Source organism: Streptomyces sp. NBC_00341, assembly GCF_041435055.1.
Lineage (GTDB): Bacteria > Actinomycetota > Actinomycetes > Streptomycetales > Streptomycetaceae > Streptomyces.
Window position 1 is genome coordinate 6906025 of record NZ_CP108002.1, and the last position, 25606, is coordinate 6931630.

Consider the following 25606-nt stretch of genomic DNA (forward strand, 5'->3'; position numbering starts at 1 on the left):
CTGAGGAGAGGTCGGGTGGGTCGTGGCTGGGAGAACGGCTGTCGTCACGGGCGCCGGAAGCGGGATCGGGCGGGCGTGCGCGCTGGGTCTGCTGGAGGACGGCTGGACGGTGATCCTGGTGGGCCGGCGCGAGGAGCCGCTGGGGGAGACCGTGATGCTCACCCCCGCCGACGGTCGTGCCCGCGCGGTCCCGTTCTCCGCCGACATCACCGACCCCGTGGCCGTGGACAGGCTGTTCGGACATGTCGTGGACCGGTTCGGGCGGCTGGACGTGCTGTTCAACAACGCCGCCGACACCATGCCGTACACCCCGACCGAGGACGTGGGCGTCGAGGAATGGCACCGCGTCATGGACTCCATCGCCACCGGTACCTTCCTATGCTCCCGCGCGGCCTTCCGCGTGATGAAGGAGCAGACACCGTGCGGCGGACGGATCATCAACAACGGCGCACCCTCCGCCCAGGCCCCCCGGCCCGACTCCATCGCGTTCACCGCCGCCAAGCACGCGGTGGCCGGGATGACCCGCTCGCTGTCCCTGGACGGCCGGCGCTACGACATCTCCTGCGGCCAGATCGACATCGGCAACGTCACCCCGCAGGACAGGCCCCAGCCGGCCGTCCTGCAGGCCGACGGGTCACGTCGGGTGGAACCCACCATGGACGTGCGGCACGTCGTCGACCTGGTGCGAGCCATGGCCTGCCTGCCTCTCGGAGTGAACATCCAGTCCGTCCTGGTCATGCCCAGCGCCATGCCCTACGTGGGCCGGGGATAGCCCGGCCACGTACGCCTCGAACCAGTTGCCGGGCTCCAGGTGCCCGGCCATGGACCAGGCGAGCATGCGATGCAGCCCGTCCAGGTGGATCAGTCCCTCGCGGACCGCGAGGGACTCGTAGTCACGCCCCCGCACGGCCCGGGTGGTCAGGAACAGGGCGAGGCGATCAGCCGTGCCCTGACGGTCGAGTTTGGACGCGCACAACGGATTGGTACGCGCGTACGAGCTGTTGAGCGAGGTGAGCCGGTCCACCGCCTCGGCCACGGTCAGGCCGGTCCTGGGGATGAGTTCCACCTCGCCGTCCTCGCCCAGGTGCCAGGGCAGCACCACGTTCCGGACCTCCGGCCCTTCCAGCAGGACCCGGTGCCAACGGCCCCGCTGCTCCAGCTCGGCGTTGCGGATGTGCCCCTCGGCCTCGTCATTCGAATTGGCCTGGTCGGACGGGTCGAAGGGGTGCTCCTTCTCGAAGAGCTCCATGATCGCCTCGAACCGCACTGCTTCCAGAACTCTCATCGGCTGTGCCTCTCCGCCCTTTCGTACTCGCTGAAGTGTCTCTCCGCGAAGAGCTCCGGCCACCCCGCTCCCAGACCACGCGACCGGGCCACTGCCAGTACCTGTCGCCAGTAGGGCTTGACCGGTGGCCACAGTGCCCCTGTGCGGCAGTAGGAGCCGTCGATCATGTAACGCGGGCCGCTGTCCGCATGGGGCGCGGCTGCCGCCCGACGGGTGTGGAAGAGCGCCGAGTGGAGTACGACGGTCGTCCCTGGAGGCACATCGTCGATGACCACTTCACCCGGGAGCGTGTCCGTGCCCAGGTGGCTGCGGGCGTCCTTCTCGGCGATCTCCAGGTGCGAGCCCGGCAGCACTGCCAGGCCACCCAGTTCCGGCTGAATTCCGCCTATATAATGTAACGCGTGGATCATGGGTAAGTGCCTTTTTTCCTGCGGCTGTTGCTCGTAATCGTGATGCCAGCTCTTGCCGGCTCCGCCGGCCGTTCTCCGGTCGCTGTGCAGGTGGTGGAACACGAAGGATTCGCCGAGTAGCGCGGGGCTGCTGAGCAGGTCCAGCAGCGGCGGATGGACCGCGAGCTCACCGTGCGCCTCAAGGTCCAGCTCGACCATGCGGGGCGGCTCGGCCTCCGCACGCAGACAGGCGTCGATGGACTTCTGACGCCACCCCGCCTCCACCCACTCGTCCACCTCCGGCACGAGACGCTCGACAAGCGTGCCGGGCAGGAAGCCGGGCAGTACCAGGAATCCCTCCTTGGTGAAGCCTTCCGCCTGGGCCTCGATGGTGCGGGTATCTCTCACGTGCTGGAACCCCCCGGTTCACTCGGCTGTTGCCGCACGGATGCCGCTGCGGGCGGCGTCTTTCTGTCCCAGGTTCATGCGAGTCATACCGAAGGCGTGGCTATATGGCCAAAAGTGGGTGGCTCGGCAGGGCCATTGCCGCATGTTCGACGGTGAACGGCGCCGGGTGTCATGGCGGCACGCACGGGGCGTGCCCCGGCGGATGCGAGCCAATGATCGAAGAGGCCCGTGATCGAGCGCCCAACTCCGTTGTCAGTGCCTCCCCATAGAGTTCAGTTATCACTCGGGGAGCTTCGGAGAAGGAGCAGAAACGTGTCCGCCAACAGGATTCAGCACAAGGTGAATCACGTCGCGCTGGTCGTCGACTGTTCAGGTTCCATGCGTCCGCACCAGGGCCAGCTCATTCGTGTCGTGGACGAGTTCGTGGCCGGCCTGAAGGCCGAATCGGACAGCCTCGGCCATGAGACCCGGATCAGTCTCTATTCCTTCGATCACAGGGTGGAGAACCTCGTCTGGGACATGGACGTGAAGCATCTGCCGTCCATGCGCGGTCTGTACAGGGTCAACAACGGCGCCACGGCCCTTATCGAGGCCTCCTTGAAGTCCCTGGACGATCTGGGCCATATCTGGGAGGAGTACGGGGAGCACAGCTTCCTGCAGATCGTGGTGACGGACGGCGAGGAGAACGCCTCCGGCGGCGACCGGCGGCACGACGGCGACATGGCCGTCCTCGGGCCCTGGCTCGACAGGATCGCGGCGAAGATGGGCGGGCTCCCGGGCCACTGGACGTCCGCGATCCTGGTGCCGAACTCGCTGGCGAAGCGCACCGCTCAGAACTACGGCTTCCCCGCGGGGAACATCGCCATCTGGGACGCGGACTCCCAGGAGGGCGTCGAGGAGGCGATCGGCACCGTGCGCGCCGCCGCCACCAGCTTCCTGCGGGGCCGCGAGCAGGGCGTGCGCGGCACAAAGAATCTGTTCGCCGTGGGGCAGGACATATCCGTTGACGAGGTACGGGCGAATCTCGAACCGATACCGGCCGACAAATACCGGCTCCTGAAGGTCGACAAGGAGATCGAGATCCGGCCCTTCGTCGATTCGCATCCGGGTGTGACCTACGAACGCGGCTCGTGCTACTACCAATTGGGTGCCCGGGTCCAGGTTCAGCCCGACAAGGAAGTCGTCGTGGTCGAGAAGGACACCGATCGCGCCTATACGGGTGACGCGGCGCGCAGTCTCCTCTTCGGCACGGGTATCCACGGGACGGTCTCGGTGAAGGCGGGGAACAATCCCGAGCTGGAGGTCTATGTGCAGAGCCGCTCCGTGAACAGGAAGCTCAAGCCGAAGACGCGTCTGCTCATCATGCTCTGAGGTCGTCATGCTCTGAGATTCTCGTTCGGCTCATGCGGTTCAGAGTCTGAGAAATACCCCGGGGGGTATCACTGTTACAGTGAAAGGAAGATACCCCCCGGGGTACATCGCTATGGAGGGAGACGGCCGTGTTCTTCGTGGACACCCTGGAGACCGAGGGACTGGGCAACCGCAGCTATCTCGCGGGCGGGGCGGCGGTGGCGGTGGCCGTCGACCCGCCGCGCGATGTGGAACGGGTCCTGGCGGCGGCTGCCGGGCGCGGGGTGCGGATCGGGTACGTGGTGGAGACGCACATACACAACGACTACGTGACCGGCGGCCTGGAGCTCGCCCGGCTGACGGGTGCGCGGTATCTGGTGCCCGCGTCGGCCCGGGTCTCCTTCGACCGGGTGCCGGTCGAGGACGGCGACAGCTTCGCCGTCGACACCGGCCTCGATCTGCGGGCGCTGGCCACTCCCGGTCACACCCCGCACCACACCGCCTACGTGCTGGCCGAGGACGGACGGGAGGTGGCCGCGTTCACCGGCGGGTCGCTGCTGATCGGCACGGTGGGCCGTCCCGATCTGGTCGAGCCGAGGCTGACCGAGCAGCTGGCCCGCTCCCAGCACGCCTCCGCCCACCGGCTGGCCGGGGAACTCCACGACGACGTGCGGGTGCTGCCCACCCATGGCTTCGGCAGCTTCTGCTCCGCCTCCCCGGCCGGGGGCGATGCCACCACCATCGGCAAGGAGCGGGCCGGGAACGACGCCCTGAACCAGGACGTCGACGCCTTTGTGGCGCAGATGCTCGCCGGGCTGGAGGACGTGCCCGCCTACTACGCGCACATGGGCCCGGTGAACGCGGAAGGGCCAGGCCCGGTGGACCTGACCCCGCCCCGGACGGCCGACGGCGAGGAGATCGCGCAGCGCCTGGCCGCCGGGGAGTGGGTGGTCGACCTGCGCAGTCGTACCGCGTTCTCCCGGGGCCATGTCGCCGGGACGTTCAACTTCGAGGCCGGGGGCAAGCTCGCCACCTATCTGGCCTGGCTGATCCCGTGGGGCAAGCCCGTCACCCTCCTCGCCGCATCCGCCGGTCAGCTCGCGAAGGCCCAGCGGGAGCTGGTGCGGGTCGGCATCGAGCGACCGGCTGCCGCCGCCACGGGCGAGCCGTCCTCCTGGCTGCGGACGGGGCAGGACCTGCGCTCCTTCCCCCGCGCGGACTTCGCCGCCCTGAAGCAGGCGCTCGACGGTGGTGAGGACGTCGTGGTGCTCGATGTGCGCAGGGACTCCGAGCGGGCCGGTGAGTACGTACGGGGATCGGTGCACGTTCCCCTGCACGAGCTGCGCGAGCGCGCCGCCGAGGTTCCGGCCGGAGTGGTGTGGGTGCACTGCGCGGGCGGGATGCGTGCCGCGATCGCCGCGTCCCTGCTCGACGCCGAAGGCCGTGAGGTGGTCGCCGTCGACGACGGTTTCGACGCCGCCCGGAGCGCCGGTCTGACCGTGGCGTACGCACCGGCTTGACCCGCGTGCGTACGCACGGCGGCCGTGCGTCGCCAGGCGCGGGGCCGTGCGCCGTCAGGCCAGGGAGAGGAACAGTTTCTCCAGGCGGGCCCGCATCTGGTCCCGGTCCCCGGCCGCCTGGCCGCCGTCGGCCATGCATTGCTGGAGGCCTGTCGCGATGATCGCGAACCCGGCCCGGTCGAGGGCGCGGGAGACCGCGGCCAGCTGCGTGATCACGTCCTCGCAGTCCCGGCCGTCCTCGATCATCTTGACGATCCCGGCGATCTGCCCCTGGGCCCGCTTCAGCCGGTTGAGCACCGACTTCAGCTCGGCGGCCGCCATGTCCAGCTCCACGATTCCTCCTCCGTCAGCAAGCCAAATACCCCTAGGGGTATCCTACCGTGTCCAGGGCCACCGGCCCGGCCCGCACAGAAACGGAAACACCGCATATGACCGCCCCCGCCTCCACCCCCGCCCCTGCCGCAGTCCTCCCCGCCCAGGCGGCGGCCCGGCTCGGCCAGTTCGCCGTCATCGACGTCCGCACCCCCGGCGAATACGCCTCCGGACATCTTCCCGGCGCCCACAACATCCCCCTGGACCGGATACGTGCGGCACTTCCCGCGCTGAGTGCCGCCGCTGCCCGCGGCGACCTGCTGATGGTCTGCGCCTCCGGCAGCCGCTCCGCCACCGCCTGCGGCGAACTGGCCGCGGCCGGTATCGCCGCGGCCACCCTCACCGGAGGCACCACCGCCTGGGCGGAGCAGGGTCACGCTCTCGACCGGCCCGCAGACGCCTCCCGGGTCTGGGCCATGGAACGCCAGGTCCGGCTCGCCGCCGGGTCCCTCGTCGTCCTCGGTCTCGCCGTCGGCACCCGCTACCGCCGCGGCCGCGCCCTCTCGGCCGCCGTCGGCGGCGGCCTGGTCTTCTCCGCCCTCACCAACACCTGCGGCATGGCCGCCGTCCTCGCCCGGCTGCCGCACAACCGTCCCTGCCACACCGACCTCGACGCCACCCTCGCCGCGCTGCACCAGCGTTAGCCGAGGAGCCGAGGAGCCGAGGAGCCGAGGAGCCGACGCAGTCAGGTCGGCCCGGAGCTTCGACTCCGTGCGTACGGGCACCCGGTGCGCGCCCGCCGGCACGGCGCATGCCGGACACCGGAGTCGCCAGAGGCGGGGGGCCGCCGGACCGCCCCCCGCCCAGGTGTGCCGTCGGAGGGGCAGCGCCCCCGGCGCCCCCGGTCAGGCGGTGGCCGGCCGCAGCCGGACGGGCAGGGTCTGGTGGCCGTTGCTGATGAGGGAGTGCAGCGGCTTCAGCTCGGCCGCCGGCACGGCGAGTTCGAGGTCGGGGAAGCGCTCGAACAGCAGGCGCAGGGACGCGGCGATCTCCATACGGGCGAGCGGGGCACCGAGGCAGAAGTGCACGCCGTGCCCGAAGGCGAGGTGCTCGGAGGACGGCCGGGTGATGTCGAAGCGGTCGGCGGACTCGCCGTGCCAGTCGGGGTGGCGGTTGGCTGCCGCGTAGGAGACGAGGATCGCCTCGCCGGCCCGGATGACCTGTCCGTCGGGCAGCGGCAGGTCCTCCAGCGCGCAGCGCAGCGGGAGGTGCTTGACGGCGGGCTCGTACCGCAGGGTCTCCTCGACGACATCGCTCCAGTTGGCCCGGCCGGCACGGATGTGGGCGAGCTGCTCGGGGTCGGTGAGCAGGGCCGTGATGCCGTGGTCGATCCCGTTGACCGTCGTCTCGTACCCGGCGCTGATCATCAGCAGCAGCGTGTCGCGCAGTTCGTCGTCGTCCATCGCGCCGCCGTCGCCCTCGGTGTCCCGGGCGGCGATGAGGAGCGAGGTCATGTCGTCGCCCGGTGTGGCGCGCTTGGTGTCGATCAGTTCGTCGAGCAGCTTGTACAGGGCGGCCGTGTTCGCGGCGGCCTCGTCGGCGGCGAGCGCGGTGGAGAAGACTCCGTCGACCACGCTGCGGAAGCCCTGGCGATGGTCGTCGGGGACGCCCATGAGCCGCCCGATCACGGCGATCGGCAGGGGATAGGCAAGCTCCTCGCGGAGGTCGACGCTCTCCCCGGCCGGCCTGGACCCGATGGAGTCGAGGAGGGCCGTGACGATCGCCTCGACGGTGGCCTCCATGGTCTGGACCCGGCGGGCGCTGAACGCCGGGGCGACCATGCGCCTGAGCCGCCGGTGGTCACCGCCGTACGCGGTGAACATGTTGTTCACCGCGATCCACAGGGCCAGGGGCCAGGTGGAGACGGCGTCGGCGAAGCCGGGCCAGTGGGCGCGGGTGTCCTTGGAGACCCGCGCGTCCGTCAGGAGTTCCTTGAGGAGAGCGGGGTCGGTGACGGACCAGGCGGTGACCCCGAGGATGTCGACACGGGTGGCCGGTCCGCGGGAGCGCAGGGCCTCGTGTTCGGCGTGGTGGTCCGCCGCGGAGGGGTCCAGCACGAGGATCGGGTGTTCGGGCACGGGTGCTCCTCAGCGAGTGGCAGGGAAGACGACAGGGAGTGATTCCAGGGCACGGTGGAAGGGGCCGGGCCGCCAGCGCACCTCGTCGGCGGGTACCGCGAGGTCCATTTCCGGGAAGGCGTCGGCGAGGAAGGTGATGGCCGTCTCGGCGATGAGGTAGGCGTGGGAGCGGGCCGGACAGGTGTGCGGTCCGGTGCTCCAGGACAGATGGGCCCGGTTGCCGACGAAGGCTTCCGGCGGGAGTCCGCCCGTGAGCGCCGGGTCGTTGTTGCAGGCGGCCATGGAGATGACGACCGGCTGGTGGGCCGGCAGCAGGGTGCCGTCCACGTCCGCGTCGTAACGCGGATAGCTGATGCAGTAGTTCGCCATGGGCGGGTCCGTGTACAGGACGGTGTCGAGGGCGTCGCGGATCGTGGACTCGGCGGAGTGCAGCGTGGCCGAGAACTCCTCGTCCGTGAGGATCTTCCACCAGGTGTTGACGATGAGGTTGGTCAGCGGTTCGATGCCGGCGCCGTACAGGGTGACGATCTGGTGGCCCATCTCCTCGTCACTCAGCCCCGCGGGGTGAGCTATCAGACGGGACGTCACATCGTCCGCCGGATGCTGCCTGCGCAGGCTCACGAGGTCGGTGACCGCCTGCCCGAGGATCTCGTTGCCCCGGGCGGCGTCGGTGGTCTCGAAGATGCGCGACATGCCGTCGGCGATCCGGGCGCCGATCTCGTCGGGGCAGCCCAGCATCGAGCTCAGGACGCGGAAGGCGATCGGGAAGGCGTACTGAGTGGCGAGATCCGCACGGCCGGTGGCGCCGAAGCCGGTCACGGCGTCCGCGGCGACCCTCTCCACCAGGGCCCGCAGTTCGTGCTGGTCGGTCGCGTCGATACTGGCGGTGTTGGCCGAGCGGTAGCGGGAGTGCTCGGTGCCACCGCTGCGCAGGGCGTTGGGCCGCCACTCCATCATCGGCCGCACCGGGCACGACGCCGGCACCGTCTGCTCCCACACCCGGGGATCGGCGGGGAAGCGCAGCGGATCGTTGAGGATGCCGCGCGCCTGGAAGTAGCCGATCACCAGGGTGGCGGGGATTCCGGGGGACAGCTCGACCGGCACGAACGGGCCGAAGGTGCTGCGCATCCGCTCGTACGCGCCGTGCGGGTCGGCGGCGAACTCGGGTCCGTACAGGGGGAACCGGGCCGACCCGGACAGTGGCTCGGTGCTGACGGGATTCATCGCAGGGGCTCCAGGGGCTCCAGGGGCTCCGGTGGTGCGGCTGGTCGTTGCTCCACAAGGTGGTCCATCAGGGCGACGAGTGCGTGGAGCGAAGAGGTGCGGTCGCGGGCGTCGCAGGTGATGAGCGGGGTGGCGGCGTCCAGGGCGAGGGCCTGGCGGAGTTCGCCCAGGTCGTAGGCGGGGGCCCCGGGGAAGGTGTTGATGGCGACGGCGTAGGGGATGGACTGGGCCTCCAGCAGGCCCAGCGCGCCGTGGCAGGCGTCGAGGTCGCGCGTGTCGGCCAGGACCAGGCATCCGAGCGCGCCTTCGGCCATGTCCTCCCAGAGCAGGTGGAAGCGCTCCTGCCCGGGCAGCCCGAACAGATAGAGGGCCAGACGGCCGGCGGCCAGATGAATGCGGCCGAAGTCCATGCCCACGGTCGTCGTGGCCTTCGCGGGCGTCCCGCTGAGGTCGTCCACATCCGCGCTGTCGATGGTGATGGGCTCTTCCATCCGCAGCGGAGTCACCTCGGACACGCTGCCGATGAGGGTCGTCTTGCCCACGCCGAAGCCCCCGGCGACCACGATCTTGGCGGACTCGGTCACCGCGGCCGGTACATAGGTGACGTCTGTGTCAGACCAGGTCTCGGAGGCCATCGCGCACCCTTCGCAGGAGATCGGATTCGGGTCGGTCGGGTTCGGCCGCGACCGGGCTGGTCAGATGGCCGGTGTCCATCAGGGTGGAGACGAGGATGCGCACCGTGGAGGGCGGCATCTGCAACGCGGCGGCGATGTCCGCGACGGCGAGGCCGCCGTGGCCGCCGGCGAACAGGCTCATTAACCTCTGTGCGTCGGGGACAAGGGTGTTCGTCGGGCCGGTCGCGGCGATGACCACGCTCTCCAGGCGCACGTCCTGTCGCGGACGGACCCGTCCTCCGGTGCGTACGTACGGCCTGACCAGATCCGCGTCACGCCGCGGCCCGCTCATGCCGCGGAGCCGCCGTCCGTCTGTGACGGAACCCGTTCCGCGGTGCCCAGCTGCCTGCCCACCTTCACCGCGAGCTGCGCCATCTCGCGGCTGATCAGACCCACGTCCGCGTGCGGGCCGGTGGTACAGACCGACAGCATCGTGTTGTCCCCGGCAGCCGTCGTCAGGCCTATGTTGTCGATGCACTCGATCATCTGCTGGCGGACCCCGCCACCACCGGTGAAGTCGTCCCACGCCTTTCCGGCGGCTCGCATCGCGGCCGTCAGCGCGGCGAACTTCTCGCCCTCCTCCTGGCTCATCGTTCTCGTGCGTGCCTTCAACAGGCCGTCGCTGCTCATCAGTACGGCGAAGCGGACGCCCTCGATCTCACCGAGGTGCTCGTCCAGCAGCCAGCCAAGGGAGTTGATGGTGGTCGACATGGTCAACGTCCTTCGGTCTCGGGGGGAGTGCTCGGTGTGTCGCGGACGCTGCGGGCACCGTTCAGCCAGGCGGTGGCCACCTCGGGCCGACCGGGTTCCACGGGCACCGCGGTGGCGGCGTGGCGGCGGGAGGGCGGCGCGGACCGCCGGCGGACCGTGAGTCCGCTCACCGTGGTCGAGGGCTCCGCCCGCTCCGGTTCGGCAGCCTGCCCCGGGGCGGCGGCAGGGGCCGGAACCGGCGCCTCGGCGGTCTCCGGCCGGACGACGGCGGCCGGCGCGGCCGGAGGGGCCGGAGGGGCCGGTGCGGCAACCGGAGCGGGGGCCTGCCGGCGACGGGACGCGGGCGGGGTGGCCGGGACGGCGGGCTGCGGGGCGGGAGGTGTGGTGAGCAGCTTCTGCGGCAGGACGATGAAGGCGCGGGTACCGCCGTACACGTTGGGGGCCGTCACCTCGACGCGGTATCCGTAGGACGCGGCGAGGGCACCGGCCACGCGCAGGCCGGTCTGCGGGTAGGCACCCAGTTTCGTGATGTCGTCCCGCTCCTCGCTGGACATCACCCGGCGGGCCCACTCCAGCCGCTCGTCCTCCATGCGCAGCCCCGCGTCGTCCACGATCAGGAAGACCGCGTCGTTGCCGTGCTCGAGGGAGACGTGCACCCGGGTGTTCGGCGCCGAATAGCGCAGGGCGTTGTCCAGCAGAATCGCCAGTGTGTGGATGACCGCTTCCACGGCCCGGCCCTCCACCCCGAAGGTGTTCACGTCCGCGTGCTGCACTCGCTGGAAGCCCTCGACCCGGCCCATCGCGGAGCGCACGATCTCGCCGAGCGCGGTCACCGGATGACGCCGTGAGAGCTTGTCGCCCGCCAGCACCGCGTACCCGCTGGCCGTCAGCAGCATTTGCTGGGCCAGGTGGTCGATCTCGACCAGGGTCTCGTACGCGTCGTCCGAGACGTGCTGACGTACGCCGGCACTGACCTTGGTGCCCAGCTTCGACGCCCGGTGGACCGTGCCCGCGGCGAAGGACCGCACCGCCGCCCGTGCGACGTCGACGGCCTCCTTGCGTGCATGAGCGACCTGTTCGTCGGCTTCGCGGCGGGCCAGGGCCACTTGTTCCTCGGCCGTTCTCCCCGCCACCTTGACGGCGAAGGAGAACTGTCCGGCCAGCGCTCCGACGGCCTCGGCGACGGGGCTGCCCGCCAGCTGAGGCGGAACGGTCACGCCGATACCGCCGGCCGGGCCCGCCCCGGCCCCGCCGGCGGGGGCCGGGACGGCGGTGGTCGCCAGGTGCCTCACGAAGTGCTCGGTCATCTGCATCTGCTGGGTGAGGCGCTCGGCGTGCTCGTGCAGTTGCCCGGCCCGTTGCTCGGCCCGGCGTGCCGCGCGGCGGAACCGGACCGCCAGCACCGATCCGGCTACCGCCAGCAGCGCGAGAACCAGTGTCAGCGCGAGCATCGGACCCCCGAGATCGTGACGGAAACGGCTGCCTGGCCGGAGCCCCGGCGGCGGAGCCGACCGGTCCGGACGGCGTCACGGACGGGCACTCCGGTCTGCGCGTCGCCGGTCAGGAGGTGCTGCTCGATACACGGGAGATGGCGTTTCATGATGTCCGTACTCCGTAGTGCCGGGATTACCGGATCTGTGGGCAGGGGCCGTCGGGACGGCCCGCGGGTGGCACGGTGCCGGCGCACGGCTCGGTGGCCGGCTTCCTCGCACGCGCGGTCGTCGTGAGCCTCCCGGGCTCCGCACCCCGAGAATCCAGGGGCCGCGGACAGGGAGCGGCGGGAGGCCTGGCGTGGCGTGACCGTGCGGCGGTCGGGGGCATCACAATCTCCGCGGGGTGCGATCAGCCGGCGTCCGGCGGGCGGCAGAGCGAGCCCTCAGGACCTCACAGCGATGAGCCGCTGCGCGGTTGCTCGTAGGGTGGCCCATCGCGGAAGTCCTTGGGGTGGAGGCAATCGACACCAGTTCACTCGAACGGGTTCCAAGTGGCCTGTGTTTCTACCGAGGTTTCTGCCGAGTTGGAGTATGGCCCTGGATCTCTCTCCGTGTAACGCTCGCCGCGTAAGTGTCCGCATGAGCGTTGCGTACACGGGCGCGGCGGCAGCGAAATCCCGGTGCCGCACTGTAACTTCCTTGTGGCTGATACGCGTTGGCGGGTAATCCGGGGCGGCATGTCCAAGGGGGTAGTGCCATGACCGAAGGGCTGACGGTGCCGGCCGGGGCTGCGGAGCCCTCCGGCGGAATGGGCCCGATAACGCGGCGGCGTCAGCTGGGCGTTCGACTGCTCGCCCTGCGCGATACATGCGGACTGTCGGCCGAGGAGGCCGGCGAGCGGGCCGGGGTGTCGAAGGCGACCGTCAGCCGGTACGAGCGGGCCAAGGGGAACGTGCGGTGGAACCAGGTCGACCAGCTCTGCCGCGCGTACGGGGCCTCGGACAAGGAGCGTCATCTCCTCGTCGAACTGGCCAAGAACAGCAGGGACAACGAGGTCTGGTGGATTCCGTTCGCCGGGATGCTGCCCGATCAGATGCGGATGCTGCTGGCCCTGGAGAACGAGGCGCCGTGGATCAGCCACCACACCGTGGGTGTGGTGCCCGGCCTGCTCCAGACACTGGGGTACGCCCAGGAGATCAGAGCCACCCCGGGGAACGCCCTTCCGTCACAGGAGTTGCAGGAGTTCCTGAGGATGCGCATGCTGCGTCAGCGGATTCTGGACCGTGCGGCGCCACCGGTGTACCACGTCATCCTGGACGAAGCGGTTGTCCGGCGCAGGGTCGGGAGCGGTCAGGTCATGTCCGCTCAGCTCGACCATCTGCTCGCCCGGGGGCGGGAACCGAGCATCAGCATCCAGGTACTGCCGTTCTCGGCCGGGGCGTACAGCGCCGCCCTCAGCACGTTCATCGTCTTCGGCGGCCCGGACCCGTCCCTGGACGTCGTCTTTCTGGAGAATCAGACCGGCTCCTTGTTCCTGGAGGAACCCCCGGCGCTGAAGTGCTACACCGACGCCATGGCCTTCCTGCGCCAGGAGGCACTGGACACGACCACCTCCGCCGAACTGATCGCCGAGGCGAGCAGGACGCACCTGCGAAACCGGAAGTAACGGGGAATTGCGCATGGCACGACAGATCCGGCCCGAGTTCTTCAAGAGCAGCTACAGCGCCAATGCCAACGGCGAGTGCGTCGAGTGCGCGGAACGGCGGTACGCGTTCCTCGTGCGCGACTCGAAGACCGCCGACGGCGCGGTCCTCAGCTTCACGCACCCGGCGTGGCGGGAGTTCACCGCGTCCCTGCGCGGCGACGGCACCGAACCCCGCTGACCTGCCACCGACCCGACCCGACCCGACCGGCTGGGCGGAGCAGGCAGTCAACGCCCTTACCGGATGCGGCCGTTCGCCCCGCTCCTGCCGAGAACACCTTGTGCGGTCGCCTGGCTACAGTATTCAGTCCGAGGAGGACATGGCCGGGGCAGAGAGCAGCGTCGGCCGATGATGATGCAGACAGTCCGCAGCCGCGACAGCTGTCCGCATCAAGGCGCCGATGGAAGAGGAAATGCCGCAGAAGCCGAAGTCCCTGGACGACACCAAGTCCGCACGCGCCTGGTGGGGCAAGGAGCTCCGCAACTGGCGCAACGTCAGATCGCTGTCCTCGAAGGGGCTGGGGAAGAGAGTCCACCTCAGCGGCACGATGATCGAGCGCATCGAGAAGAACGAGCGCCTGTGCGACGCCGGGCTGGCCCGAAGGCTCGACGACGCCCTGGATGCCGGTGGGGCGCTGCGGCGGCTGTGGCGTCTGGTCGAGGAAGAGGCGGCCGGGCAGTCCGGTGATGCGGACAGTCCAGCTCCGGCCCGGCTGTCGGCAGGGAAGGCCGCACAGGCCACGTGGGGGCTCGACGGACTTCCCCCGGGCCTCATCGATCCGGGACGTGCCGACCCTCCCGCTGTCGTACGCCCCGACGACATCGCTCAGATACTCGACGCTGCCACGGTCATCGCCGAGTGGGACAACCTCTACGGGGGCGCCGGCATCGTGCGCAGCTCCCTTTACGGCCAACTGCTCTGGGCGCGGGGCCTGCTCGCAGCCCAGTGCCCGCCCGCACTCGAAGCGGACCTGTTCGCCGCGGTCGGACGCCTGGCCATCGTGATGGGGGCGAGCGCCTTCGACGCGTACGAGCACGAGGACGCGACCCGGCTCCTGCGCTTCGGCCGCCGGTGCGCCGAACGGGCCGATGACTGGCACCTGAGGGCAGCCGCACTCAACTGGCTTGCCCGGCAGTCCATTTGGTGCGGCATGCCGGACGAAGGACTCACCCACGCGGAGGACGGGCTGGTGCGCGCCGACCGCCTCACGCCCCGCGAACAGGCGATGCTGCACAACGCCCGTGCCAGGGCCTGGGCGAAGATGGGGCGCCCCGGCCAGGCCCTGGCGGCCATCGGCCGGTCCGACGAGGTCTTCGGCCCGGCCAAGGGGGACGAGGACGCGGTCTGGATGAGCTTCTACGACGATGCCCAGCATCACGGCGACACCGGGCACGCCGCCTTCGATCTGGCGCTGCTCTCCGGGCAGTCGCCCGCGGTGGCGGTGGCCAGACTCACGAAGGCGGTTGACGGGTACGCCGACGCCTATGTGCGCTCGCGCGCGCTCTCCGGCACGAAGCTCGCCACCCTGATCATGGCGACCGGGGACCCGGAGGAGGCGTTACCGGTGGCTCACCGGGCCCTGGACGAGGTGGGACGCCTCCGGTCCAGCCGTGCGGTCGAGGACGTGATGAACCTGTCGAAGGAGTGCCGGCGGTATGCCGACGACGCGGAAGTCGCCGCGCTGCGCGAACGGATCGCGTCCGCCGTGCGTTTATGACCGCCCCGCACACCACGCCGGGTGCGCGCGGCTCACCTGCCTACGGCCCCTGGAATAGGATTCCGTCCGTGCCCTGCCCAAGGACTGTCCCGTGGCGAATCGGCACAACGAGCCCGGATGCTTATGGATTTTCGACCGGTCGAGTCGAGGCGGCAGAGCCCACGAACCGCGACCGGAAAGCCAAGTGAGTGGAGAACCAGTCATGCGTGGAGGCAGCGTAGCCGTGGTCGGCGGCAGCATAGCGGGGTGTGCCACGGCCCTGGCCGCATCGCGCGGGGGCGCCGGAAAGGTCACCGTCTTCGAGCGCGCGGATGCCGAACTCCGGGACCGCGGCGTGGGCATCGCCCTGCACAGCGACCGCTACGACGAGCTGAGGGAAGCCGGCTACGTGGCCCCCGAGATGCCCTGGGCACCGCTGGACCGGCGCGTGTGGAGCGCGCGCGACGGCGACGCGGAGCACGGACGGGTCATCGGCGAGCAGCCGTTTCCCTTCCGCGCCTACAACTGGGGCTCCCTGTGGAGCGAGCTGCGCCGACGGGTCCCCGAGGGCGTCACGTACCACTCCGGTGCCGTGGTCACCGGTGTGGAGCCGGACGATGACGGGGTGACGCTGCGTCTGGCCGACGGGTACGAGGAGCACTTCGACCTCGTGATCGGCGCCGACGGCTACCGTTCCGTCGTCCGCGAGGCCATGTTCCCCGGCATCACGCCCTCGTACGCCGGGTACATCGGCTGGCGCGGCACCTCGTCCGATGTCGAGGGCCTGCCCTCGGACGGGCGGTCCGCGCACAACGTCGTCTTCCCCGGCGGCCACTGCATGATCTACCGCATCCCGGACGGTGACGGCGGGTACCGGCTCAACTGGGTGCTCTACACCGTGCCCCCACAGGTCGACGGTCTCCACCCCGACCTGCGGACCCCGACCTCGCTTCCGCCGGGCAGGCTCAACGCGGAACTCACCGCACACCTGCGCGCACTTGTGGCGGAGAACTTTCCCTCGTACTGGGCGGCCAGAGTCCTGCGCACCCCCGCCGAGACCACCTTCATACAGCCGATCTACGACCTGGAGGTCCCGCACTACATCTCCGGGCGGATGGCGCTCGTCGGCGACGCGGCGAGCGTGGCCCGGCCGCACATCGGCGGCGGCAGCGTGAAGGCGCTCCAGGACGCCACCGCGCTGGAGGCCGCCTGGGTGGCGGGTGAGAGCTGGAAGGAGGTCCTGGCGCGGTACGACGCCGGCCGCGGCGCGGTCGGGGCCGCCATGGTCGCGCTCGCCCGCCGCATGGGCAGTGCCCAGGTCGAGAACACTCCGGACTGGTCGGCCATGGAGCAGCCGGAGTTCGACGGGTGGTGGCAGGACCAGAACAGCGGCTCCGACCGGCGCAGCGGCTTCGGCGGCCACAGCCTGAAGGTCAAGTAGGACCAAGCACGGCGGGGGCGGTGGCCGTAACCGGTCATCGCCCCCGCCGTGTCGTGCGCTCAGCGCCCCGTCGGCGCGAGTTCGAGCGCGGCGTGCAGGGCGGAGGCGTCGGTACGGGCGTCCGCGCCGTCCTGCCGCAGCGCCACCCGCCCAGAGGTCAGCACCGTGAGCGTGTCGGCGCACTCGGCCGCCCGGTCCGGACTCGGGGACACCAGCAGGACGGCGATGCCCTCGGCGGCCAGCGTGGTCACCAGTTCGTGGACCTGGCGGACGAGGGCGGGCGCGAGGCCCTCGGTCGGCTCGTCGAGCAGCAGCACGCTGGGGGAGCCGAGCAGCGCGCGGGCCAGGGCCAGCATCTGCTGCTCGCCGCCGGACAGATCCGCCCCCCGGTTGCCCCGGCGCTCGCCCAGCCTGGGCAGCAGCTCCAGGACCCGCGCGGGCGTCCACACACTGGGGCGCCCGGTGTCGCCCCGGCGCGGCGGCCGGTGGGACAGCCGCAGGTGCTCGGCGACGGTGAGGCCCGCGAAGACCCGGCGGCCCTGCGGGACGAGCCCGATCCCGGCGCGCGCGATCCGGTGCGCGGGCTGCCCCGTCACGTCCCGGCCGCCGAGCCGTACCGTCCCCGCGTCGGGGCGCATCAGTCCGGCGACGGTGTGCACGAGGGTGGTCTTGCCCGCGCCGTTGTGGCCGACGACGGCGTGGACCGTACCGGCGGGGACCGACAGGTCGAGGCCGTGGAGGACGGTGCCGCCCTGGTAGCCGGCGGTCAGGCCGGTGATTTCGAGCATCGTGGGCCGGTCATCCTCTCGCGTCGGTGGTGGGCGGGCCGGCGGCGGGTTCGGCACCTGAGATGGCGCCGGTGGTGTGGTAGGCGTCGCGGACCTCGGGGTGGGCGAGCGCCTCCCGGGTCGGGCCGGTGACCAGGACCCGCCCGGCGGCCAGCACGGTGACCGACGTGGCGAGTTGGGCGACGACCTCGACATGGTGCTCGACCAGGATGATCGCCATGCTGTCCGGCAGACCGCCGAGGATGGCGAGCAGCCGGCCGATGTCGCCGTCGGTCAGCCCGGCCGCCGGCTCGTCCAGCAGCAGCAGCCGGGGCTCGCCGGCCAGCGCGGCGGCGAGGTCCAGCATGCGCCGCTGGCCGTGCGAGAGCGTGGCGGCCGGCCGGTGGGCGAGGTCCGCGAGCCCGACCGTCTCCAGATGGCGGGCCGCGGACTCCTCGTGCAGCCGGTAGCGCGAGGGGCTGCGCCAGGCGCCCCGGCGCTCGGGGTGGTGCGGCCAGCCCGCCAGGACGACGTTGTCCAGCACCGTCAGTTCGGAGATCACCGACGGCTGCTGGAAGCTGCGGGCGATCCCGAGCCGGCTGCGCTTCGCGGTGGCCGTCCGGGTGATGTCCGTGCCGTTCAGCGCGATGGCGCCCCGGTCGGGCCGGTCAGTGCCCGCGATCAGGTTGAGCAGCGTGGTCTTCCCGGCGCCGTTGGGGCCGATGACGGCGTGCCGGGCACCCGCGGGGAGCCGCAGGCTGACGTCGTCGACGGCGGTGAGGCTGCCGTACCGGCGGGTGAGGTGGTCGAGGTCCAGCACGGGCGGTGCCGGTGCCCCGGCGTGCGCGGGCGTCATGGGGCGGCCTTCCCGGTGGACAGGGGCAGGGGTGCGGCCGGGCGCGGGGTGCCGCGCAGACCGGCCAGACCGCGCGGCAGCAGATACACGGCGGCGATGAACAGCGCCCCGAGGAGCAGCGGTCCGTGTCCGGGCCAGGAACCGGCGACCCAGTCCCGGGTGAAGACGATGAGTCCGGCGCCCAGCAGGGCGCCGATGACGGACGTCGTGCCGCCGATGACGGCCGCCAGCAGTGCGAACGCGGCGATCTCGAAGCCGACGTCGGCGGGGGAGAGGTACTGCTGCACGCTGACCATCAGCGAGCCGCCGACCCCGGCCAGCGCACCGGCGCAGATGTGCGCCACCAGCAGATAGCGCCCCACCGGATGCCCGGAGGCACGCATCCGCGCCTCCGCGCCCCGGGTGCCGGTCAGCAGCTTCCCGGCCGGGGAGCGCAGCACCAGCAGGGTGACGGCGACGGCGACGACCGCGACGACGAGCGCGTAGGTGTAGAGCTCGCTCTCGTCGGCCATCTCCTCGCCGCCCCACAGCGCCCGGGTGGCGGGGAAGCCGACGAGGCCGTCGGCGCCACCGGTGACGGACTTGAACTGGTTGATGACCGCACTGGCCAGCTCACCGACCGCGAGCGTGATCATCAGCACGGTGGTGCCGCGGGCCCGGATCACGGCGGGTCCGGTCACCGCGGAGAACACGGCGGCCGCGAGCGCCGAAAGGACGATCTGGACCGGGCCCACCGTCCAGCCGGCGTCCGCCAGATTGGCGGTGGCGTACGCGCCGACGGCGAACGGCGCGGTCTGCCCGAGCGTGGGCAGCCCCGCGTAGCCGGTCAGGATCGTGACACTGACCGCGAGGAGCCCGAGGGCCAGGGCGGAGCCGGCCAGCGAGATGCTGTACGAGTCGAGCAGCCCCGGCAGCGCGATCAGCACCACGAGCAGGACGAGCAGCGGGGCCGCCCGGCGCCACGCGGCCCCGCGCACCCACGCCCCGAACCCGCCGGACGGCTGTGCGGGAACCTCCTGCGCAGGGGCCTCATGGGGACGTGCTCCGAGGCGCTTCCCCAGCCGCTCCGTGAGGAGGCGGCGGAGCCGGGTCACCGGGTCCGCCGACTGGCCCTCTGAGCCGTGCGCCGCCGCCGGTTCCGCGAAGCGGGAGCGGAACACCAGCACCGCCGCCATCGCGGCGAACAGCAGATACGGCGCCAGCTCCGGCAGCACCGAGACGCCCAGTGTCTGGACCTCGCCCACGGCGACCGCCGCCGCGAGCGTGGCCCACAGGGAGCGGAGCCCGCCCAGGACCACCACGACGAGGGAGAGCATCAGCACGTTCTCGGACGTGCCGGGGCCGGGCCCGATGATGGGTGCCCCGAGCACTCCCGCGGCACCGGCCAGCGCCCCCGCCGCCGCGAGGACGCCGGTGTGCACCGCCCGGGGGTTGTGGCCGGTGGCCGCGAGCATCTGCGGATCGTCGGCGGAGGCCCGTACCGCCGCCCCCACGCGGGTGCGGGTGAGCACCCAGGTACCGGACCCCGCCAGCAGCACGGCCATCACGATGAAGCCGAGCCGGTAGGCGGGGTAGCGGTGGCCCAGCAGGTGGACCGAGGTGTCGAGCGCCCCGGGGACGCGTACCGGCAGCTCGTCCGCGCCGAAGAGCTGGATGAGCAGATCACCGCCGACCAGGGCGATCCCGAAGGTCAGCAGTGCCTGAGCGAGATGCCCGCGCCGGGCGAGCGGAACCGTCGCGGCGGACAGCCCCGCCCCGGCGAGGGCGGCCGCGGCGGTACCCGCGGCCAGCCCGAGGACGAGGCCGCCCCAGGTTCCGTCGCTCAGCTCGGCGCCCGTGTAGGCGCCGATCGCGTACAGCGTGCCGTGCGACAGGTTCAGCACGCCGGCCGTGCCGAACGCGAGACTCAGGCCGGCGGCGACCACGAACAGCAGCAGCCCGTAGGCCACGCCGTCCACCGCCGGCACGAGGTGGGCATCGAGAAGCTCCATATCAGCCGCCGAGCGTCGCCAGGTCCTGGACCATGACGTTGGCCAGCTGGTTGCCGTCGGGACGCACCTGGCGCAGGTACCAGCTCTGCACCGGGGAGTGCGCCTTCTCGCCGAACTCCCAGGCGCCGCGCGGGCTGTCGATCTGGCCCAGTCCCGCGATGGCCGTGTTGATGGTCTCCGGCGTCACGTCGCCCTTCTTCGCGGCGTCGGCGATCGCCTTGTCCAGCACGGCGGCCGCGTCGTACGACGACATCGCGTACGTAGTCGGCTGGGAGTCGTGCGCGGCCGTCCAGTCGGCGGCGAACTTGCGGTTGGCCGTGTTGTCGAGGTCGGGGGCGTAGTTCAGGACCGAGTAGATGTCCTTGGCCGCGTCGCCCTGCGCCTGGAGCACGCTGCCCTCGGTGACGAAGGCCGTGTACAGCGGCAGGTCGGCGACGTCGGACTGCGCGTACTGCTTGGCGAAGTCGATAGCGGCCTTGCCGGCGTAGAAGGAGTAGACCGCCTTCGCGTCCGTCTTGGCGATGTCGGCGAAGTACGGCATGAAGTTCGTGGTCTTCGGGAACGGCGTCCAGGTCGTCTTGCCGTTCGGGTTGGCGAGCTTGCCCTTGATGCGCTTGAACTCGTCCGTGAAGCCGCGCAGTTCGTCGTACCCGCCCTGGTAGTCCGGGCCGATCGCGTATACCGGGCCGTTCACCTTCTCCTTGACGTACGGGGCGATGGCCTTGCCCGGCTCGTCGGACATGAAGCTCGTCGTCCAGACGTACTTGAGGTCCTTGACCGGCGGGCGGGCGTTCGACCCGAGGAAGGGGATCTTGGCCTGGTTGACCAACGGCATCACCGCGGCGACCGAGCCACCGCTGACGAGGCCCGTCAGCACGTCGACCTTGTCCTTCTTGACCAGCTTGGTGGCGGCGGGGACGGCGGTGGGCGGACCGTCGCCCTCGTCCGCGACGATCAGCTCGACCTTGCGGCCGCCGAGCTTGTTGCCGTGCGTCTTCAGGTACAGCTCGAAGCCGGCGCGCAGGTCGGTACCGACCGGCTTGTAGGTGCCGGACAGGGAGGCCACCAGGCCGACCTTCACGGTCTCGTCGCCGGTGCCGCTGTCGCTGCTGCACCCGGTGACGGCTGCCAGCCCGAGGGCGAGGGCGGCAGCGCCCACCGGCCGGATTCTGCGGGGGCGTGGACGGGATATGTCGAAGAACATGAGGGCTCTCATCGGGGGAGTAATGGGCGGAACGGGGTGACCCGGCCGCCGAGCGGAGCGGACGGACGGGCCGGTGGCGGTCGGGGGACCGCCGGCACTCAGTGGGTGGGCGAGATGCCCGGGGTACGGACGTGGGGAGACAGCGCGTCGCCGACCTGGTTGATCAGTTCGGACATCATGTAGCTGACCTCGCCGATGTCCGCGTCCCTGGTGGTGGTCACCAGGAGCGAGGCGCCGCTGGAGACGGCCATCGAGAACATGTAGCCGCCCTCCATCGCGGTGAGGCTGTGCTCGACGGGGTCGGTGTTCGTCAACTGGGCCGCGGCGGAGAGCAGGTTGACGACCCCGGAGGCGATGGCCGCCAGCCGGTCGGCATCGTCACGCTCCACACCGGTGTAGGCCAGCGCGAGTCCGTCCACGGACACGGCTATCGCCTGGGTGACCTCCGGAATGCGTCCGGCGAAGTCGCTCAGGATCCAGCTCAGGTCGGTGGGTGAGGTCATTTCTTGGTCCGTTCGGTGTTGTCGTCGGTGGCGGAACGCCCACGGGTGTTCGAGCTCCGATTGATCCCCTGGGCGTAGGCCGCGAGGACGTCGGAGACCTGCCGGGAGTCCCGGCGGCGGGGCGACGGGCGCGGTGCGGAGGCGCCGGACCGCTGATCGGTGCCGCCCCGCTTGCCCAGGGTGGGCCACTGCTGGGGCGTGTTGCGCTGCCTCAGGGGCAGGCCCGAGGAGCTGACTCCGGCCACGCGTGAGACGGGTTCGTCCTGCACGGGATGCGGAGCCGCGGTGGTGGCGCGCTCCCGCCCGCCGGTGACGGAGCCAGCGCCGACGGGCCGGGCCGGCCGCCCGGTCACTTCGCCCGGCTGCCTGCGGACGGACTGTCCGTGTGCGGAGACGGGACGGGGCGCCTCGTAGCGGACATCGTTGCCACGTTCCTCGCCGGGCGCGCCCGGCGGGGTCTCCTGCGGGATCTCGGTCAGTACGTTGGCCGGCAGGGTGACCTCGGCGATGGTGCCGGGGCCGGAGGAGTCACGCAGTTCGACCGCGATGCCGTGGCGTGCGGAGAGCCGGGCCACCACGTGCAGACCCATGGAGCGGACGTCTCCGATTCCGGCCTTCGGCTCGCGCAGCGCGGCATTGTGGACGGCGCGGCGTTCGGGCGGGATCCCCACTCCCTCGTCGACGATCTGCACGACGACCCGGTCCCACAGCCGCCATACGGCGACCCCGACCTGTGCGTCGGGAGGCGAGAACCGGGTGGCGTTGTCGAGGAGTTCCGCCAGGATGTGTGCCACGTCGTGCACGGCACGGGCGGCGATGCCGATGCCCGATTCGATGACACCGAGGGACACGCGGTCGAAGCGCTCGATCTGCTGGGCCGCCGCAACGATGACCGTGGAGCAGCCGATGTCGGACGAACGCACCCGGGCGTTGCCGTAACCACCCAGTACCAGAAGGTTGTTGGTGTTGCGCTCCATGCGGATGGCGAGGTGGTCGAGGGCGAACAGCGTCTGCATGCGGTCGGGGTCGGCCTCGTCGCGCTGCACCGTGTCGAGCTCGGACACCATGACACTGGTCAGCTGAGCTCCCCGTCGGGCGACACGGACCAGCGTCTCGGCGAACTGCTCGTGCACCCGGGCCTGTTGGGCGGCCAGCCGGACGGCCTCGTGGTGGACGGCGTTGAACGCCTCGCCCACCTCGCCGATCTCGTCCCCGCCCGTCGTCCCGACCGGGTTGCCCGACCGCTCCGCGACCTCTTCGGGTGTGGAGGCGCTCAGCCCGCCCGGCTGGGACAACTCGCGCATCACGGCGGGGAGTCCGGTGTGGGCGACCTCGTGCGCGGCGTTACGCAGATCGCGCAGCCGGCGGATCATGACGCGCCCGAGGCGGACGGCGAGGACGACGGCACCCACGAGGGTCAGCAGCACCAGGGCGACCTCGGCGCCCGCGGTCCACATGAGGCTGGTGCGCTCCTCTGAGACCGTCACGATGACGGATGCGTCGATCCTCTTCTCCACGGAGCGCAGCAGCCTCTGACGGTCGTCGGAGGCCTTCTGCCACTCCTGCGCGGTGACGTCGATGCTCCTGCTGGTGCCCGTACGCCCGATCGTGTCCTCCAGTTGCCGGGCCGCCAGCGCCTTCGGGCCGGAGAGAGTGCGCTCCAGCCAGGTCCGCCACTCGGCGGGACCGAGGCCGAACATGACACCGGTCGACTCCGTGTAGCCCAGCCGGCCGGCGTCGAAAGTCCGCTGCGAGGCGATGGTGAAACCGCCCGCGGCCTGCGCTCTCGCCACGGTGACCTGCTGTTGAGCCGTGTGTTCCGCGGCCTCGGACAGGGCGGCTGCGGCGCGGATGCGGTCCGCGATGTCGGCGTCGACTCCGTCGGCCAGCGCGATGCCGTCGCGGTAGCCGTTGAGGTCGGCGATGACGATCCGGTAGCCGAAGGCGAGCGCGGAGATGGTGCTGCTGCCCGAGCGCACCTGGGCACGCAGGGCCGGCAGCTCTTCCGTGAAGCGCTGGATGCGGGTCAGTGCGGTCTGCGCGCTGCCGGGTACCTCGGACAGCGGGGAGGTTCTGCTGTTGAAGGCGGCGATGCTCTTGTCGGTCGCGTTGGAACTCGCGAGGAAGGCGTCGGGAGTTCCCTGCTTGGAGACCAGCGCGGTGGCGGTGGCTCGCTCGCGCTGTAGCTGATAGGTCAGATCACCTGCGGCGGCGGCGACATCGACCATCTTCGTCAGCCGGTAGGCCTGGAGTGCCTGGCTGGTCGCGGGTGCGAGGGCGAGAACCGAGAAGGTGACCGCAACCGTGAGGGGTGCGCTGACGAGCAGGACAAGACGACGATTGATTTTCACTGCACGGCTCCATCACCGGAACCGGCGCTGAGTATCGGTGACACACAGATACCTGTTAACGGGGTGTGGGGGGAGTCTGTACGGACATGGGTGCATCGTGTGCACAGTTGCAGATGGGACAGGAGGGGCGGACGGGACCCCGGTGGCGCGGCCTGATCCTATGCCGTGCCACGGAACTACCGATGCGTAGATCGGTGAAACTTTGTGTGCAGACAGCGATGTTGATGCGGTCCGACTCGATCAATATCGCTCAAAGGGCGAGATCCGCGAGGGTAAGCGGAATCTCGCGACTTCCCCAGTCGGAACACCGTGACCAGCGTGGAGTGCGCCGACGACGAGTAGTTGTATCCCTTTACGGAATGAGCGTGTGCCGCATCTCGCCCGGCGTCGCGTCGCCCGGGCAAGGTTCGGGGTCGTCGTTGCGGAATGGTTAGATCCGATGAGCGATGACGACGGTTTCGGACAGCCCCTCCGTCCGTCGGCGCCTGTGGCGATCGGCGTCCGGCGCGGGTGTAGTCGCCGGAGTGCAAGTCTCTTACGGCAAAGGTTCGGTGTGGGTGCGACAGGTTCCGTCACGAATCGTGGGCGATGCCGTGTGCGCCTGGAGTGACCCTGCTGAGCGGGTGTGCTTGAGCGGTTGTGGCCGATCGCAACGGGCTCGCCGCCCCGGTGGGGCGGGGGCGGCGGAGCCCGGTGGGGCGGGGGCGGCGGAGCCCGGTGGGGCGGGGGCGGCCCTACGGCTTGCGGCCCACCGCCACGTATCCCGCGCTGATGATGTCGTCCTGGCCCGGGACCGGTTCGCCGAGCTCGGGGTGCCATGCCTCGGCTGCCACGATGCCGGGCTCGACGATCTCCAGTCCGTCGAAGAAGGCGGCGAACTGCTGACGGTTGCGCGGGGCCAGCGTGAGGGTGTTGGCCTTGTACATCTCGTCGACCTTCCGGGCCTCCTCCGGGTGGAAGTCGGCGGTGAGGTGCGAGATCACCATGTGGCTGCCCGGCGCCAGCACGTCGCAGAGCCTGCTGGTCAGCTCGTAGGCGCCGTCCTCGTCGCTCACGAAGTGCAGCAGTGAGATCAGTGAGAGCGCGACCGGCTTGCTGAAGTCCAGCGTCTTGCCTGCGTGTTCGAGAATGGCTTCCACGTCGCGCGCGTCGGCCTGCACGTAGTCGATCGCGCCCTGCGGGGTGCCGCTCAGCAGGGCTTCGGCGTGGGCCAGCACGATCGGGTCGTTGTCGCAGTAGACGACCCGGGTGGCGGGCTCGGAACTCTGGGCCACCTGATGCAGGTTCGGCTCGGTGGGTATGCCCGTACCGATGTCGAGGAACTGCCGGATGCCCTGGCTCGAGAGCCAGCGGGTGGCGCGGTGCATGAAGGCCCGGTTCACCTTCGCCATCACCGGGATGCTCGGTTCGAGTGCGAGCATCTGGCGTCCCATCGCCTCGTCCACCGGGTAGTTGTCCTTGCCGCCGAGGAACCAGTCGTACATCCGCGCGGGGTGCGGCTTGCTGGTGTCGATGTGCAGGGAGGTGGCGTCGTTCCCCGGTACGGACATGGTGAACTCCAGAGTGCGTGAGGCGTTGGGTGATCAGCTGGCCCCAAGAATAGGCAACGCGCGCGCCAGGAAAGCCCAGTTCATCCGCGCACCCGGTCCC

Annotated in this window: 23 protein-coding genes and 1 pseudogene; 8 read left to right on the top strand and 16 right to left on the bottom strand. The window is 70.7% G+C overall.

Annotated elements, in window-relative coordinates; translation table 11 throughout:
• Positions 1 to 22 precede the first annotated feature (22 nt).
• Complete coding sequence (locus OG892_RS31035; RefSeq protein ID WP_328865024.1) at positions 23 to 772, top strand: SDR family oxidoreductase; 750 nt, start codon at positions 23 to 25, stop codon at positions 770 to 772.
• A 42-nt stretch (positions 773 to 814) separates the two neighbouring features.
• On the opposite strand, the pseudogene OG892_RS31040 reads toward OG892_RS31035, so the two are convergent.
• Together OG892_RS31040 and OG892_RS31045 are read right to left on the bottom strand one after the other, a co-directional pair.
• A pseudogene (locus OG892_RS31040) lies at positions 815 to 1285 on the bottom strand (DUF6309 family protein); the annotation flags it as partial.
• Positions 1282 to 2082, bottom strand: coding sequence for a phytanoyl-CoA dioxygenase family protein (locus OG892_RS31045; protein ID WP_328865023.1), 801 nt, complete (start codon positions 2080 to 2082; stop codon positions 1282 to 1284). The gene OG892_RS31045 and the pseudogene OG892_RS31040, both read right to left, overlap by 4 nt.
• A gap of 312 nt (positions 2083 to 2394) precedes the next feature.
• Here OG892_RS31045 and OG892_RS31050 point away from each other — a divergent pair, with 312 nt between their 5' ends.
• Positions 2395 to 3453 (top strand): vWA domain-containing protein, encoded by a 1059-nt coding sequence (locus OG892_RS31050; protein ID WP_073737605.1) that lies wholly within the window; start codon positions 2395 to 2397, stop codon positions 3451 to 3453.
• 128 nt (positions 3454 to 3581) lie between these two features.
• The gene (locus OG892_RS31055) at positions 3582 to 4952 is read left to right on the top strand and encodes a rhodanese-like domain-containing protein (RefSeq protein WP_371630798.1); all 1371 of its coding nucleotides are present in this window, start codon (positions 3582 to 3584) and stop codon (positions 4950 to 4952) included.
• Positions 4953 to 5006: 54 nt separating this feature from the next.
• On the opposite strand, the gene OG892_RS31060 is transcribed toward OG892_RS31055, so the two are convergent.
• Positions 5007 to 5285, bottom strand: a complete 279-nt coding sequence (locus OG892_RS31060) for a metal-sensitive transcriptional regulator (protein WP_073737603.1) — start codon at positions 5283 to 5285, stop codon at positions 5007 to 5009.
• Between the two features lie 95 nt (positions 5286 to 5380).
• Here OG892_RS31060 and OG892_RS31065 point away from each other — a divergent pair, with 95 nt between their 5' ends.
• Positions 5381 to 5968 carry a rhodanese-like domain-containing protein gene (locus OG892_RS31065; RefSeq protein WP_371630799.1) on the top strand — a complete coding sequence of 196 codons (588 nt, stop codon included), beginning with the start codon at positions 5381 to 5383 and terminating at the stop codon, positions 5966 to 5968.
• Between the two features lie 201 nt (positions 5969 to 6169).
• Here OG892_RS31065 and OG892_RS31070 read toward each other — a convergent pair whose 3' ends face one another.
• Genes OG892_RS31070 through OG892_RS31095 form a run of 6 tightly spaced genes read right to left on the bottom strand, consistent with a single transcriptional unit; the run spans position 6170 to position 11462 of the window.
• Entirely contained in the window at positions 6170 to 7402 is a 1233-nt protein-coding gene (locus OG892_RS31070) for a cytochrome P450 (RefSeq protein WP_371630800.1), read from the bottom strand.
• A gap of 9 nt (positions 7403 to 7411) precedes the next feature.
• A complete protein-coding gene (locus tag OG892_RS31075) occupies positions 7412 to 8626 on the bottom strand; it encodes a cytochrome P450 (RefSeq protein ID WP_073737600.1) in 1215 nt (404 codons plus the stop codon).
• Positions 8623 to 9261 (bottom strand): ATP/GTP-binding protein, encoded by a 639-nt coding sequence (locus tag OG892_RS31080; protein ID WP_371630801.1) that lies wholly within the window; start codon positions 9259 to 9261, stop codon positions 8623 to 8625. The genes OG892_RS31075 and OG892_RS31080 overlap by 4 nt, the downstream gene beginning before the upstream one ends.
• Positions 9239 to 9592 carry a DUF742 domain-containing protein gene (locus tag OG892_RS31085; protein WP_073737598.1) on the bottom strand — a complete coding sequence of 118 codons (354 nt, stop codon included), beginning with the start codon at positions 9590 to 9592 and terminating at the stop codon, positions 9239 to 9241. The genes OG892_RS31080 and OG892_RS31085 overlap by 23 nt, the downstream gene beginning before the upstream one ends.
• The gene (locus OG892_RS31090; RefSeq protein WP_073737597.1) at positions 9589 to 10011 is read right to left on the bottom strand and encodes a roadblock/LC7 domain-containing protein; all 423 of its coding nucleotides are present in this window, start codon (positions 10009 to 10011) and stop codon (positions 9589 to 9591) included. Before OG892_RS31090 ends, OG892_RS31085 begins: the two co-directional genes overlap by 4 nt.
• Before the next feature lie 2 nt (positions 10012 to 10013).
• Entirely contained in the window at positions 10014 to 11462 is a 1449-nt protein-coding gene (locus OG892_RS31095) for an ATP-binding protein (protein WP_371630802.1), read from the bottom strand.
• Between the two features lie 739 nt (positions 11463 to 12201).
• Here OG892_RS31095 and OG892_RS31100 point away from each other — a divergent pair.
• The 4 genes from OG892_RS31100 (at position 12202) to OG892_RS31115 (ending at position 16284) form a co-directional block, all read left to right on the top strand.
• Positions 12202 to 13110 (top strand): helix-turn-helix transcriptional regulator, encoded by a 909-nt coding sequence (locus tag OG892_RS31100; RefSeq protein ID WP_328865017.1) that lies wholly within the window; start codon positions 12202 to 12204, stop codon positions 13108 to 13110.
• Between the two features lie 13 nt (positions 13111 to 13123).
• Complete coding sequence (locus OG892_RS31105) at positions 13124 to 13327, top strand: DUF397 domain-containing protein (protein ID WP_073737595.1); 204 nt, start codon at positions 13124 to 13126, stop codon at positions 13325 to 13327.
• 232 nt (positions 13328 to 13559) lie between these two features.
• Complete coding sequence (locus OG892_RS31110) at positions 13560 to 14864, top strand: helix-turn-helix domain-containing protein (RefSeq protein WP_371630803.1); 1305 nt, start codon at positions 13560 to 13562, stop codon at positions 14862 to 14864.
• A gap of 202 nt (positions 14865 to 15066) precedes the next feature.
• A complete protein-coding gene (locus OG892_RS31115) occupies positions 15067 to 16284 on the top strand; it encodes an FAD-dependent monooxygenase (protein WP_371630804.1) in 1218 nt (405 codons plus the stop codon).
• 59 nt (positions 16285 to 16343) lie between these two features.
• Here the strand turns inward: OG892_RS31115 and OG892_RS31120 are convergent, their stop codons facing one another.
• From OG892_RS31120 to OG892_RS31150, 7 genes are all read right to left on the bottom strand, one after another.
• Positions 16344 to 17072: an ABC transporter ATP-binding protein gene (locus OG892_RS31120; protein ID WP_371630805.1), complete on the bottom strand. Its 729-nt coding sequence runs from the start codon at positions 17070 to 17072 to the stop codon at positions 16344 to 16346.
• Positions 17073 to 17082: 10 nt separating this feature from the next.
• Entirely contained in the window at positions 17083 to 17907 is an 825-nt protein-coding gene (locus OG892_RS31125; RefSeq protein WP_371630806.1) for an ABC transporter ATP-binding protein, read from the bottom strand.
• Complete coding sequence (locus OG892_RS31130) at positions 17904 to 19898, bottom strand: ABC transporter permease (protein WP_371630807.1); 1995 nt, start codon at positions 19896 to 19898, stop codon at positions 17904 to 17906. Before OG892_RS31130 ends, OG892_RS31125 begins: the two co-directional genes overlap by 4 nt.
• A gap of 1 nt (position 19899) precedes the next feature.
• Positions 19900 to 21102: an ABC transporter substrate-binding protein gene (locus OG892_RS31135; RefSeq protein ID WP_073737589.1), complete on the bottom strand. Its 1203-nt coding sequence runs from the start codon at positions 21100 to 21102 to the stop codon at positions 19900 to 19902.
• A gap of 98 nt (positions 21103 to 21200) precedes the next feature.
• The gene (locus OG892_RS31140; RefSeq protein WP_073737588.1) at positions 21201 to 21605 is read right to left on the bottom strand and encodes a roadblock/LC7 domain-containing protein; all 405 of its coding nucleotides are present in this window, start codon (positions 21603 to 21605) and stop codon (positions 21201 to 21203) included.
• Complete coding sequence (locus tag OG892_RS31145) at positions 21602 to 23956, bottom strand: nitrate- and nitrite sensing domain-containing protein (RefSeq protein ID WP_371630808.1); 2355 nt, start codon at positions 23954 to 23956, stop codon at positions 21602 to 21604. The genes OG892_RS31140 and OG892_RS31145 overlap by 4 nt, the downstream gene beginning before the upstream one ends.
• A 734-nt stretch (positions 23957 to 24690) precedes the next feature.
• A complete protein-coding gene (locus OG892_RS31150) occupies positions 24691 to 25506 on the bottom strand; it encodes an SAM-dependent methyltransferase (RefSeq protein WP_073737586.1) in 816 nt (271 codons plus the stop codon).
• Positions 25507 to 25606: the final 100 nt, after the last annotated feature.

What these genes read in the sequence shown, in the direction of transcription:
- OG892_RS31130 (WP_371630807.1), bottom strand. Translation starts at nt 19,898, where the DNA reads ATGGAGCTTCTCGATGCCCACCTCGTGCCGGCGGTGGACGGCGTGGCC.
- OG892_RS31095 (WP_371630802.1), bottom strand. Translation starts at nt 11,462, where the DNA reads ATGCTCGCGCTGACACTGGTTCTCGCGCTGCTGGCGGTAGCCGGATCG.
- OG892_RS31120 (WP_371630805.1), bottom strand. Translation starts at nt 17,072, where the DNA reads ATGCTCGAAATCACCGGCCTGACCGCCGGCTACCAGGGCGGCACCGTC.
- OG892_RS31140 (WP_073737588.1), bottom strand. Translation starts at nt 21,605, where the DNA reads ATGACCTCACCCACCGACCTGAGCTGGATCCTGAGCGACTTCGCCGGA.
- OG892_RS31125 (WP_371630806.1), bottom strand. Translation starts at nt 17,907, where the DNA reads ATGACGCCCGCGCACGCCGGGGCACCGGCACCGCCCGTGCTGGACCTC.
- OG892_RS31085 (WP_073737598.1), bottom strand. Translation starts at nt 9,592, where the DNA reads ATGAGCGGGCCGCGGCGTGACGCGGATCTGGTCAGGCCGTACGTACGC.
- OG892_RS31135 (WP_073737589.1), bottom strand. Translation starts at nt 21,102, where the DNA reads ATGTTCTTCGACATATCCCGTCCACGCCCCCGCAGAATCCGGCCGGTG.
- OG892_RS31115 (WP_371630804.1), top strand. Translation starts at nt 15,067, where the DNA reads ATGCGTGGAGGCAGCGTAGCCGTGGTCGGCGGCAGCATAGCGGGGTGT.
- OG892_RS31150 (WP_073737586.1), bottom strand. Translation starts at nt 25,506, where the DNA reads ATGTCCGTACCGGGGAACGACGCCACCTCCCTGCACATCGACACCAGC.
- OG892_RS31110 (WP_371630803.1), top strand. Translation starts at nt 13,560, where the DNA reads ATGCCGCAGAAGCCGAAGTCCCTGGACGACACCAAGTCCGCACGCGCC.
- OG892_RS31105 (WP_073737595.1), top strand. Translation starts at nt 13,124, where the DNA reads ATGGCACGACAGATCCGGCCCGAGTTCTTCAAGAGCAGCTACAGCGCC.
- OG892_RS31090 (WP_073737597.1), bottom strand. Translation starts at nt 10,011, where the DNA reads ATGTCGACCACCATCAACTCCCTTGGCTGGCTGCTGGACGAGCACCTC.
- OG892_RS31080 (WP_371630801.1), bottom strand. Translation starts at nt 9,261, where the DNA reads ATGGCCTCCGAGACCTGGTCTGACACAGACGTCACCTATGTACCGGCC.
- OG892_RS31100 (WP_328865017.1), top strand. Translation starts at nt 12,202, where the DNA reads ATGACCGAAGGGCTGACGGTGCCGGCCGGGGCTGCGGAGCCCTCCGGC.
- OG892_RS31075 (WP_073737600.1), bottom strand. Translation starts at nt 8,626, where the DNA reads ATGAATCCCGTCAGCACCGAGCCACTGTCCGGGTCGGCCCGGTTCCCC.
- OG892_RS31065 (WP_371630799.1), top strand. Translation starts at nt 5,381, where the DNA reads ATGACCGCCCCCGCCTCCACCCCCGCCCCTGCCGCAGTCCTCCCCGCC.